At 64.1% G+C, this 11,661-nt stretch carries 11 protein-coding genes and 1 tRNA gene; 6 read left to right on the top strand and 6 right to left on the bottom strand.

Annotated elements, in window-relative coordinates; genetic code table 11:
• Positions 1–121: 121 nt before the first annotated feature.
• A tRNA-Thr gene (locus K3178_RS13340) sits at positions 122–197 on the bottom strand.
• Between the two features lie 127 nt (positions 198–324).
• Here K3178_RS13340 and K3178_RS13335 point away from each other — a divergent pair.
• A complete protein-coding gene (locus K3178_RS13335) occupies positions 325–1,266 on the top strand; it encodes a glutaminase (RefSeq protein ID WP_221571898.1) in 942 nt (313 codons plus the stop codon).
• On the opposite strand, the gene K3178_RS13330 is transcribed toward K3178_RS13335, so the two are convergent.
• Positions 1,263–2,135, bottom strand: coding sequence for a hypothetical protein (locus K3178_RS13330; protein ID WP_221571897.1), 873 nt, complete (start codon positions 2,133–2,135; stop codon positions 1,263–1,265). The genes K3178_RS13335 and K3178_RS13330 overlap by 4 nt on opposite strands.
• The gene (locus tag K3178_RS13325) at positions 2,128–3,486 is read right to left on the bottom strand and encodes a replication-associated recombination protein A (RefSeq protein WP_221571896.1); all 1,359 of its coding nucleotides are present in this window, start codon (positions 3,484–3,486) and stop codon (positions 2,128–2,130) included. Before K3178_RS13325 ends, K3178_RS13330 begins: the two co-directional genes overlap by 8 nt.
• A gap of 106 nt (positions 3,487–3,592) precedes the next feature.
• Here K3178_RS13325 and K3178_RS13320 point away from each other — a divergent pair, with 106 nt between their 5' ends.
• Both K3178_RS13320 and K3178_RS13315 read left to right on the top strand, forming a co-directional pair.
• Positions 3,593–4,225 (top strand): PadR family transcriptional regulator, encoded by a 633-nt coding sequence (locus K3178_RS13320; protein ID WP_247713787.1) that lies wholly within the window; start codon positions 3,593–3,595, stop codon positions 4,223–4,225.
• 72 nt (positions 4,226–4,297) lie between these two features.
• The gene (locus K3178_RS13315; protein ID WP_221571895.1) at positions 4,298–4,735 is read left to right on the top strand and encodes a hypothetical protein; all 438 of its coding nucleotides are present in this window, start codon (positions 4,298–4,300) and stop codon (positions 4,733–4,735) included.
• Between the two features lies 1 nt (position 4,736).
• Here the strand turns inward: K3178_RS13315 and K3178_RS13310 are convergent, their stop codons facing one another.
• Positions 4,737–5,909, bottom strand: coding sequence for a glycosyltransferase family 4 protein (locus tag K3178_RS13310; protein WP_221571894.1), 1,173 nt, complete (start codon positions 5,907–5,909; stop codon positions 4,737–4,739).
• 244 nt (positions 5,910–6,153) lie between these two features.
• Between K3178_RS13310 and K3178_RS13305 the strand changes: the two genes are divergently transcribed.
• The 3 genes from K3178_RS13305 (at position 6,154) to K3178_RS13295 (ending at position 10,120) form a co-directional block, all read left to right on the top strand.
• Entirely contained in the window at positions 6,154–7,308 is a 1,155-nt protein-coding gene (locus tag K3178_RS13305; protein WP_221571893.1) for a phosphoserine transaminase, read from the top strand.
• Between the two features lie 87 nt (positions 7,309–7,395).
• A complete protein-coding gene (gene serA, locus K3178_RS13300; RefSeq protein WP_221571892.1) occupies positions 7,396–8,979 on the top strand; it encodes a phosphoglycerate dehydrogenase in 1,584 nt (527 codons plus the stop codon).
• A 28-nt stretch (positions 8,980–9,007) separates the two neighbouring features.
• The gene (locus K3178_RS13295) at positions 9,008–10,120 is read left to right on the top strand and encodes an ATP phosphoribosyltransferase regulatory subunit (protein ID WP_221571891.1); all 1,113 of its coding nucleotides are present in this window, start codon (positions 9,008–9,010) and stop codon (positions 10,118–10,120) included.
• Here the strand turns inward: K3178_RS13295 and K3178_RS13290 are convergent.
• Both K3178_RS13290 and trhO read right to left on the bottom strand, forming a co-directional pair.
• Entirely contained in the window at positions 10,117–10,722 is a 606-nt protein-coding gene (locus tag K3178_RS13290; protein WP_221571890.1) for a glutathione S-transferase, read from the bottom strand. The genes K3178_RS13295 and K3178_RS13290 overlap by 4 nt on opposite strands.
• Positions 10,715–11,656, bottom strand: a complete 942-nt coding sequence (gene trhO, locus K3178_RS13285; RefSeq protein ID WP_221571889.1) for an oxygen-dependent tRNA uridine(34) hydroxylase TrhO — start codon at positions 11,654–11,656, stop codon at positions 10,715–10,717. The genes K3178_RS13290 and trhO overlap by 8 nt, the downstream gene beginning before the upstream one ends.
• Between the last annotated feature and the right edge of the window lie 5 nt (positions 11,657–11,661).

The following is an 11,661-nucleotide window of genomic DNA, read 5'->3' as shown; positions in this document are numbered from 1 at the left end:
ACCAAATCCCGGGGCCGGCCGTGTCCCAGGTCGGCCCCACGTCCCGAAGGAAGGGCCGGAGTAACCCTCCGGTCCTTCCGCTTTTTTTTTGGGGAAAGGCCCGATTACCGTTTGTCGAGAATGGTGCCGGTTAGAGGATTCGAACCCCTGGCCTGATGATTACAAATCAACTGCTCTACCAACTGAGCTAAACCGGCGCGCATCTTCGGTCCTGCCGCTTCGCTGCTTGCGAGCGAAGCGGAAGCAGGGCGCGCCTCTGGCGGAAAATCGCGCGCGCGTCCAGCCCGATTGCAGTGCAATGCACCTGCGCCTATCGCCTTCCTCATGGACCTGGGCGCAATCGTTTCCGAAACTTGGGAAGAATTGGCCGACGGGCGCGGCAGCGGCAATCCCGCGCGCTATATCCCGGCGCTGGCGCTGGTCGATCCGAACAAGTTCGGCATCGCGCTCGCTACCAGCGATGGCGAGGTATTCTGCGCCGGCGATGCGGACGAGGCCTTCTCGATCCAGTCGATCTCCAAGGTCTTCGCGCTGGCCCTTGCGCTGGAGCGTGAAGGAGCGGCCCTATGGGATGCTGTCGGGCGTGAACCTTCTGGCGATGCCTTCAATTCGATCGTCCAGCTGGAGCGCGAGAAGGGCATACCGCGCAACCCGTTCATCAATTCGGGTGCGATCGTCACGACCGACCGCTTCATCGGAGATCGTACCCCCGATGCTGCGGTAGACGACCTGATGCTGCGCCTGCGCCGGATGGCGCGAGACGAGACCGTCAGCTTCGACGAGGAAGTCGCCCGAAGCGAAAGCGAGACCGGGTCGCGCAACCGCAGCCTGGCCTATTTCCTCGAAGACTTCGGCAGGCTGCGCAATCCGGTCGAGGACGTGCTGTCGGTCTATTTCCGCCAATGTGCCCTCACATTGAGCTGCCGCCAGCTGGCCGAGGCATCGCTGTTCCTGGCTTTCGATGGAACCGACCCGGTCACCGGCCAGCAGATGTGCAGCGCCAGCCGGGCACGGCGGATCAACGCGCTGATGCTGATGTGCGGGCATTACGACAATTCGGGCCAGTTCGCCTTCGAGGTAGGTTTCTGCGGCAAGTCGGGCGTGGGCGGCGGCATCCTCGCCAGCGTGCCGGGCAGGGCGGCGATTGCGGTGTGGTCTCCGGGACTGGGCCGGTCCGGCACAAGCCTCCTGGGAGCCAAGGCACTGGCGCGTATCGGCTTACGCACAGGCTGGTCGGTCTTTAGCGGACAGCTGCCCGAAATCTAGAGCGCGCCGAAGGTCCAGCCCTCGGTCTGCGCGATTTCGGGCGTCAGGTCTTTGGGCGACCATCGCGCCGGGTCATCGGCCACCTTTCGCAGCCATGCCGCGGTCAGCAGCGCATCGCTCGAATGGTCGTCGATCTCGCCGCTTCCGGTGACGGGCGGCGAGCCCAGCACAGCCAGCGCCGCGTTGAGGGCATCGTAATCGCGCATCTTGGCCTGTCCGATACGGCGTCCGGCCTCCAGCGCGGCGAGGCTGGTGTAAATTTCCACGATGACCGAGCCGTTATCGGGCCGCGGGTCGATCGGCCAGACGGGCAGATGACCGCGCAGGTGATGCAGCATGCGCATGCCTGTCAGGCTCGACTTGCCCACTTGCGCCGCGCCGACGAGGTTGAAGTTCGAATAGGGTTTGCACCCCATCGCCGCCTGCGCCTTCTCCGTTACGCGGAAGCGGCCCTTGCCGTGCTCGGCCCCGTCACATCCGAAGTGCTTTCCCGTCTCGACACCGTCGCGAAAATAGGGGCGCAATCGGTCATGCGCGACGAAGCTGTTCGCGCCGAGATTGGGTTCTCCTCGAGCAATATCATCGATCATCTCCCAGAGCCGGGGCGCATCGGCCGGGGAGGCCTGAAATCCGGGAAAATAGCCGCCGCAATCGGCAAAGGGCAGCGCAATTCCGAGGTCCATCCCGACCAACGAATCCGCCGGGAGTTCATCTCTCAGGACCGCCAGCACGTCTTCGCGAGACCAGCGATGTTCGACAAGGACGGGCGGGCCACCTGCGGCATCTGCCAGTGCGAGCGCGATGCCCTTCTGCTTCGGCCCCTTCGCGCCCGACCAATCTATGGCGACAAAGTGCCGAAACCTAGGCATCCTCGTCTTGCGCTACCGCTTCGCTGCTTGAGCGCGGCGCACGTTCACGCCGCAGCTTGTCCCAATAGTCGAGCCGCTTCTTCACCTCGCGCTCGAAGCCGCGCTCGACGGGGGTGTAATAGCTCTGCGGCTCCATTTCATCGGGCCAGTAATTGTCACCCGAAAAGCCGTCTTCGGCGTCGTGGTCGTAGCTGTAGCCCGCGCCATAGCCGATGTCCTTCATCAGCTTGGTCGGGGCGTTGAGGATATTCTGCGGCGGCATCAGGCTGCCGGTTTCCCTGGCCGATTTGAACGAGGATTTCTGCGCCTTGTAGACCGCATTCGACTTGGGTGCGGTGGCGAGATAGGTGCAGGCCTGTACCAGCGCGAGTTCGCCTTCGGGGCTGCCGAGGAATTCATAGGCGTCCTTCGCCGCCATGCATTGCACCAGCGCCTGCGGGTCGGCCATGCCGATGTCCTCGACCGCCATCCGCACGAGGCGGCGGGCAAGGAAGCGCGGCTCTTCGCCTGCGGTGAGCATGCGGGCGAGGTAATAGAGGCTGGCCTGCACATCGCTGCCGCGCACTGCCTTGTGGAGCGCGGAGATGAGGTTGTAATGCCCCTCACGGTCCTTGTCATAGACCGCCACGCGGCGCTGGAGGAACTTGCCGAGACCCGCAGGATCGAGCGGGTCAGCGATTCTGGCATTGTAGAGCGTCTCGGCTTGGTTGAGCAGGAAGCGCCCGTCGCCATCCGAGCTCGCCACCAGCGCATCGCGAGCTTCGGGAGTAAGGGAGAGGGGGCCTTTTAGGTCTTCGGCCCGGTCCAGCAACTGGCCAAGGGCCTCGCGGTCGAGGCGCTGAAGGATGAGGACCTGCGCCCTGCTCAGAAGTGCTGCGTTGAGCGCAAAGCTTGGGTTCTCGGTGGTCGCGCCCACCAGAGTGACGGTGCCGCGCTCGACGAAGGGCAGGAAGCCGTCCTGCTGCGCGCGGTTGAAGCGGTGGATTTCGTCCACGAACAGGAGCGTGCGCTGGCCCGCTTCTGCGGCCTTGTCGGCGGCGGCGAAGGCCTTCTTGAGGTCGGCCACCCCGCTGAAGACGGCCGACACGCTTTCGAAGCGCATTCCCACGCTGTCGGCGAGCAGGCGGGCAATGGTGGTCTTGCCCGTGCCCGGAGGCCCCCACAGGATCATGCTCGAAAGCCGTCCTGCTGCGACCATCCGCCCGATCGCGCCTTCGGGGCCGGTCAGGTGGTCCTGTCCGATAACCTCATCGAGGTTCGCGGGGCGCAGGCGATCGGCCAGCGGTGCGTCCTCGCGGACTTCGTCGCGTTTGCCTTCGGGCGGGAGTTGGTCGGGAAACAGATCGGCCATTGGTCGGCTGACATAGGGCCTTCGTCGGGAAATTGCAGTGCCCTCTTGAAACGTCACTGTTAAGATATATCTTCGAGCTATCTAGGAACTACGAAAGACAATAGCGATGTACAAGGCACACAAGCTGAGGAAACTCCGCAAGCTGCGCAAGATGGGCATGTGGCCGCATGTCCATATCGCTGGCGGCTGGAACGACGCTTTCGGTCCGGATGGCCCCTTTGGTCCGGGTGGACCGTTCGGGCCGGGCGGTCCCTTCGGAAAGCACGGCGGCGGCAGGCGGCGGCGCATGTTCGGTTCGGGCGAATTGCGCCTGGTGCTGCTCAAGCTGCTGGAGGACGAGCCGCGCCACGGCTACGAACTCATCAAGGCGATCGAGGAACTGACCGGCGGCAGCTATGCGCCCAGTCCGGGCACGCTTTATCCCACCCTGTCTCTGCTCGAGGACGAAGGCGCAATCTCGCCCGCCAAGGGCGACGAGACGCGCAAGGCGTACGAAGTTACGGCTGCGGGCCGCGAGGAACTGGAAGAGCGCGCGGACGAGGTCGAGGCCTTGATGGAGCGGCTTGCCGGTCACGGCGAGCACCGCCGCGCCTATGCCACGCCGGAGATGTTCCGTGCCGTGGGCAACCTCGCCACTGTCCTGAAGAACCGCGCCCGTTCGGGTAATCTCGACGAGGTCACGGTGCGCGAGATTGTCGACCTTGTCGACGAACTGGCGAAGAAGATCGAACGGCTCTGATTTCCGCCCGCTTGCGTCCCTCTTACCGCCCGCTAGGATAAGGTCAGGGGACGCAAGAGGGAGGGATTTCGAATGGAAGCGACTGGAAAGACGCCCTGGCACCTGTGGGTGGTGGGGCTCGTATCGCTGCTGTGGAATTTGGTGGGAGCTGCCGACTACATCTTCTCGAGCCTGCGTAGCGACGCTTGGTTCGAAGTGATGCAGTATCCGCCCGAGGGCATCGCCTATCTGGACCAGTTTCCTGCATGGGCACATGCCGGTTGGGCGCTCGGGACCCTAGGTGCATTCGTGGGATCGATCCTGCTGCTGGCCCGAAACCGGCTTGCGGTTATCGCATTCGCGGTATCCCTTCTCGGGATCGCACTGACCAGCCTTTACGAGGCTGGCGCCGAGATGCCGCCCGAGCTTGCTGAAATCCAGCCCGCCTGGTTCCCTATCATATTGTGGGGAATCGCCGTTTTCCTGCTGGTTTACAGCTGGATGATGAAAAAACGCGGCGTGCTGCGCTGAGCTAGGCTGCGGCTGCGCGCTGGTCGTGCAGCCGCAGATAGGTGTCGACCACTGCCTGGTTGATCGCGTCCCAGCTATAGGCGCGCGCTGCCATCTCGCCCGCCTTGCCGTGGGCGAGACGTAGCGCGTCATCGGTGCAATAGGGCGCGAGCGCCTTGGCACATGCGGGGGCGAATACCTCGGGCTTGCCTGGCGGGACGAGGATGCCCGTTTTGCCATCCTTGACGAGGCTGGCCGCGCCCGTGGCACCCGCCGCGACGACCGGCAGGCCGCAGGCCATGGCTTCCAGCGTCACATTGCCGAAGGTCTCGGTGATCGAAGGGTTGAAGAAGATGTCCCCGCTCGCCAGCGCCTTGCCGAGGTCTGCGCCTGTGTGGAACCCTACGAAATTGCCGCCGGGAAGCGCCTTTTCGAACCACTCGCGCGCAGGGCCGTCGCCTATCACGAGGACCTTGTGCGGGACCTGCTGCTTGCGCAGTTCGACGATGGTGTCGGCAAAGACGTCGAGACCCTTTTCCATGACCAGTCGCCCGAGAAATACGATCGCCACATCGTCGTCTGCCAGGCCATTGGCACGGCGCCATTCCATGTCGCGCTTGGACGGATCGAAGATGTCGCGGCTCACGCCGCGCGACCAGATCGAAATGTCCTCATGCATGTTCTGCGCCTTGAGCTCGTCGATCTGGCTTTGAGACGGCGCCACAAGTGCATCGCAACGATGGTAGAATCGACGCAACAGCGCCTCGACCGCCGGTTCGAGGAAGCCGAGGCCGTAATAGCGCGGATAGGTCTCGAATCTCGTGTGGACACTGGCGAGAACGGGAACGTCATGATCGCGCGCCCACTTGACCGCTGCGTGGCCGGTAGGATCGGGTGCGGAGACATGGACGAGGTTCGGCTTGAAAGCCTCGAGGTCCTTGCGGACATCGCTGCCGAGGCCGAGCGTGAGGCGATATTCGCCGCGGTTCTTCACCGGCATGCGCATGTTGGGCACGTCGACGAGGTCGCCCGTCGGCGGGAAATCGGGGTTTTCCACCACCGGGGCATAGACGCGCAGCGCAGCGCCCTGCCGCAGGACATAGTCGGCCAGCTTGTTCAGCGCCTGATTGCAGCCGTCGCGGGTGTAGTTGTAGTTCCCGCTGAACAGCGCGATGCGGAGGTCTTTTGCTTCCATCGCGCGGGGACATAGGAAAAGCGGAAGGCTTTGGCGAGGGGATTGCGCTTGTTGCAGTGCATCGGCCCGGCGCCTCGTCCTGTCGCACCTGCGGAACGCGACTGCCCTGCGCGACTTGATTGGCTGAGCCCAACCTTTTCCCCAGCATACCTATTTCGCATTGACTCCCACACAAGCAACTTTATTGCCGCCGGCGGGCCACGCGGTCCCAACGCCGCGCGTGCTCTCTGCAAGGAGAGAATACATGACTGAACCGACGCTCAAGCCTGAGCGCCCCTTCTTTTCGTCGGGGCCGACCGCCAAACACAAGGGCTGGTCTGCCGCCAATCTGAAAACCGAATCGCTTGGCCGCTCGCATCGCAGCAGCCTCGGCAAGTCGCGGCTGAAATACGCCATCGACCTGTCGAAGGAGATGCTTGGCGTCCCCGAGGACTATCTCGTCGGCATCATGCCGGCCTCGGACACGGGCGCGCTCGAATGCGCGATGTGGACAATGCTGCGCCCCGATCGCCCGGCGACCGTGGCGGCATGGGAAAGCTTCGGTAACGTCTGGATCCAGGATGCGGTCAAACAGCTCAAGCTGCCGAACCTGACCACGCTCGATGCCGATTACGGCGAAATCCCCGATCTCGAGAGCATTCCCCAGGAAAGCGACGTCGTCTTCACCTGGAACGGCACGACGAGCGGCGCGAAAATTCCCAACACGGACTGGCTCGCCCCCGGTCGCGAGGGCGTGACCATCAACGACGCCACCAGCGCCGTCTTCGCGATGGAGATGGACTGGGCCAAGCTCGATGCCACGACCTACAGCTGGCAGAAGGTGATGGGCAGCGAAGCCCAGCACGGGATGCTTATCCTCAGCCCCAAGGCGGTGCAGCGCATCGAGGAATACGACCCCGAATGGCCGCTGCCCAAGCTCTTCCGCCTCAAGAAGGGCGGCAAGATCAACACCGGCATTTTCGAAGGCGCGACGATCAACACGCCATCGATGCTGGCGACCGAGGACTACATCGAGGCGCTCGAATGGGCGCAGGCGATGGGTGGCCGCAAGGCGATGTTCGAACGCGCCGACGCCAATGCCAAGATCGTCAAGGACTGGATCGAGGCGACGCCCTGGCTGCGCAATATGGTCTCCGACCCTGCCAAGCAGACCAACACCGGCGTCTGCTTCGTCTTCCAGGGCGACTGGTACGAAAGCCTGTCCGACGAGGACAAGGCTGGCGTTCCCAAGAAGATCGTCAAGCTGCTTGAAGAACGCGACGTCGGCTACGACTTCAACGGCTATCGCGACGCTCCGCCGAGCCTTCGCATCTGGTGCGGTGGCACGGTCGAACAGGAAGACCTGAAGCGTCTCCTGCCGTGGATCGAGTGGGCCTACGAGCAGGTCAAGAACGGCTGATCCGGTTGGCGGCCCGCATTTCGGGCCGCCGCCTTCCCCCTATTACCGCCCGACGACATGTCGGGAAAACGACAGGAATTTTCCGTCATGAGCAAACCCAAAGTCCTCATCAGCGACAAGATGGACCCGAACGCCGCCCGTATCTTCGAAGAGCGCGGTTGCGACGTCGATGTCATCACCGGCGAAACGCCCGAAGAACTCAAGGCCCGCATCGGGGAATACGATGGTCTCGCCATCCGTTCGGCGACCAAGGTGACGAAGGAAATCCTCGACGCGGCGACCAATCTCAAGGTCATCGGCCGCGCCGGGATCGGGGTCGACAATGTCGATATTCCCTATGCCAGCGGCAAGGGCGTGGTTGTGATGAACACTCCATTCGGTAATTCGATCACGACTGCCGAACACGCGATTGCGATGATCATGGCGCTCGCCCGCCAGATCCCCGCTGCCGACCGCCGCACGCAGGCGGGCGAATGGCCCAAGAACGATTTCATGGGTGTCGAAGTTACCGGCAAGACGCTGGGCCTGATCGGGGCGGGCAATATCGGCTCGATCGTTGCCGCCCGTGCGCAGGGCCTCAAGATGAAGGTCATCGCTTTCGACCCCTTCCTGACCGAGGACCGCGCGGTTGAAATCGGCGTGGAAAAGGTGGATCTCGAGACGCTGCTCTCGCGTGCCGACTTCATCACGCTGCACACCCCGCTGACCGACGAGACGCGCAATATCCTCAGCCGCGAAAACCTCGCCAAGACCAAGAAGGGCGTGCGCATCGTCAATTGCGCACGCGGCGGGCTGATCGACGAAGAGGCGCTGGCCGATGCGCTCGACAGCGGGCAGGTCGCGGGCGCGGCGCTGGACGTGTTCCAGACCGAACCGGCGAAGGATTCGCCGCTGTTCGGGAAGCCCAATTTCATCTGCACTCCGCATCTGGGCGCAAGCACGACCGAAGCGCAGGTCAATGTTGCGCTGCAGGTGGCCGAGCAGCTGGCGGACTACCTCGTCAACGGCGGCGTCACCAATGCGCTCAACATGCCTTCGCTGAGTGCGGAGGAAGCGCCCAAGCTCAAGCCTTACATGAAGCTTGCCGAAAACCTCGGCAGCCTCGTCGGGCAGCTGGCGCATGGCAACCTCACCAAGATTTCGATCGAGCGCGAAGGCGCGGCAGCCGAGCTTTCGGGCAAGCCCATCGAGGGCGCTGTCCTTGCCGGCCTGATGCGACAGTATTCGGACACGGTGAACATGGTCAACGCGCCCTATCTCGCCAAGGAGCGCGGGCTCGATATCCGCTCGATCCGTCACGAGAAGGAAGGCGCTTATAACACGCTCATCCGCGTGACCGTGGGCACCGAGCAGGGCGACCGCTCGGTGGCAGGCACGCTGTTCGGGGCCGACGCTCCGCGCCTGGTCGAAATGTTCGGCGTGCGGATCGAAGCCGAGCTCGACGGGCACATGCTCTACATCGTCAACGAAGACGCGCCGGGCTTCATCGGCCGCATCGGTTCGTTGCTGGGTGAAAACGGCATCAACATCGGCACCTTCAACCTCGGCCGCCGCGAGGCGGGCGGGGAAGCGGTGTTGCTGCTTAGCGTCGACCAGCCGATCCCGCAGGAGGTCGTCAAGAAGGCCTGCGCGCTCGAAGGCGTGAAGACGGTAATGCCGCTGGCATTCTGACCTTCGATAGGGCAGGGGACGCGCCGCTATGACCAAGCCAGACGATCTCCTGCCCATCGGCCTCGAAGACGCGCTGCCTCAGCGCGCCGCCACCATCACCCGCGCCATGCGCGATGTGCTCGAGGCGATGGACGCGCATGGCTATGACCGCGTGCGGCCGCCGCTGATCGAGTTCGAACAGTCGCTTGCCGGGCGCATGGAAGGTGTGGCGACGCGGCGAATGGTGCGTTTCACCGATCCCGAAAGCCTGCGCACACTGGCCCTGCGCGCCGACATGACGGTGCAGGTCGGGCGGATTGCCGCCACCGGCCTCGCCAATGCACCGCGCCCCTTGCGGCTCTGCTATGCGGGCGATGTCGCCTTGCTCAAGGCCGACCAGCTCGACCCCGCCCGCCAGCGTCTGCAGCTGGGCGCGGAGCTGATCGGTAGCGACAATGTGGCTGCCGCCATCGAGGCGGTGACCGTCGCGCTCGATGCTTTGCAAGCTGCGGGCGTGACCGGTTTGTCGGTCGATTTCACCTTGCCGGACCTCGTCGATACGCTGGCCGAAGAGGCGCTTCCGCTCGATGTCGACAAGCGCGATGCCGTACGCCGCGAGCTCGACATGAAGGATGCGGGCGCGCTTAAGGCGGTTGGCGGCGAGGCCTATCTTCCGCTGCTCTATGCGACCGGCCCCTTCGATGAGGCGGTCGAGAAACTGGCCGCCATCGATGCGGGCGGAGCGCTTGCCACGCGGATCGCTGCCTTGCGCGAGGTGGCCGGGGCGCTGGGCGACCGCGCAAGGCTGACACTCGACCCCAGCGAACGCCACGGCTTCGAATACCAGAGCTGGTTCGGCTTCACGCTCCACGCCAAGGGTGCGCGCGGCGCGCTCGGGCGCGGCGGAACCTATGCGATCAAGGGTAGCGACGAGGCCGCGACCGGCTTCTCGCTTTACATGGAGCCGCTGCTGGAGACGCTCGGCACAAATGGCGGCGAGGCGCGTAAGACGGTGTTCCTCCCGCTCGGTCATGATCGCGAGGTGGCAAAGCGCCTGCGCTCAGACGGCTGGCGGACGATTGCGGCCAATTCGGAAAATGACGATGCCGCGTCGCTCGGCTGCACCCACGTGCTGGACGGCGGGGAACCGAAGCCGCTTTAATCCGCGCTCCAGGGCTCGTGCTTTGCCATGATGCCCTCGAAAAGGCCCGAGCCGGTCAGGCCCTCCAGCCACGCCTCGACATGGGTCAGGCCCTGCGCGGCGAACCACGCCTTGTCGGCATTCACGAACTGGCGGACGAAGGGGAAGACGGCGATATCGGCAAAGCCGCGCGTATCGCCGCACAGGTAGGGCGAGGAAGCGAGACGGTCGTCGAGCACGCGCAAATGTTCGACGGCCTTCGCGCCGTGCTCTTCCGGGTCCACGTCATCGTAGCGCGTCGAGTATTTGTAGCGGTCGAGATGGTGCTTGAACGGGCCATCATTGGCCGCGAGCAGTGCCTCGTCCTGCCGCTCCAGCCAGCCTTCGGGATCGTTCTGGCCCAATGCCCAGCGCATGATGTCGAGGCTTTCCTCGAGCACCTCTCCGTTCTCCCTGACGAACACGGGAACGGTACCCTTCGGCGAGGCTTCGAGCATGGCCTCCGGCTTGTCTCGCAGCACCACTTCGCGGTGCTCGTATCTCGCGCCGCTCACGCTCAGCGCCATGCGGGCGCGCATCGCATAGGGACAGCGCCGGAAGCTGTAGAGAACCGGCTCAGCCATCCTCTTCGCGGCGCCCGATATGCTCGCCCCCGCGCGCCTCGGCGAGTTTGGCCTGCTTGTGCCGCTCGCGATAGCGCTGGCGCTGTTCGTCCGAGCGTTCGCCGAAGCACTGGTGGCAGGAGACGCCTTCCTCGTAATGCGCGTGTTGCAGATCAGCCTCGCTAAGGGGACGGCGGCAGGCGCGGCACAGGCTGTGCGTGCCGACATCGAGGCCGTGCTTCACGCTCACGCGCTCGTCGAAGACGAAGCATTCGCCTTCCCAGCGGCTTTCCGCCTCGGGCACTTCTTCGAGGTATTTGAGAATGCCACCCTTCAAGTGATAAACCTCGTCCAGCCCTTCGCCGCGCACGAAGGCGGTCGATTTCTCGCAGCGGATGCCGCCGGTACAGAACATGGCGATCTTCGGCTTGCGCCCCTCCGCCTCGAATTCGGCGCGACGCGCGCGGAACCATTGAGGAAACTCGCGAAAGCTTTTCGTCTGGGGATCGATAGCGCCAGTGAAGGTGCCGATGGCTACCTCGTAATCGTTGCGCGTGTCGATCAGGATGGTGTCGGGATCGGCGATCAGCGCATTCCAGTCCTGCGGATCGACATAGGTGCCGACACCCTCCACCGGATCGAGATCGGGTTGGCCCATGGTCACGATCTCGCGCTTGAGGCGGACCTTGGTGCGGTGGAACGGCATCTCCTCGGCACGCGATTCCTTCCAGTCGAGCGATGCGCAGCCTGGCAGGGAGCGAATATGCTCCAGCACCGCCTCGATTCCTGCGTCGCTTCCTGCGATGGTGCCATTGATGCCCTCGTGCGCGAGCAGCAATGTTCCGCGAACGCCGTTTTCCTCGGCGCAGGCAAGCAGCGGACCGCGCAGCGCAGCGGGGTCTTCGAAGCGCGTAAAGTGGTAAAGCGCGGCAATGCGGATGGGCAGCTGTGACATCGTGG

It is taken from the genome of Qipengyuania sphaerica, from assembly GCF_019711595.1.
GTDB lineage: Bacteria > Pseudomonadota > Alphaproteobacteria > Sphingomonadales > Sphingomonadaceae > Qipengyuania > Qipengyuania sphaerica.
This window is presented reverse-complemented; position numbering and strand designations above follow the sequence as displayed.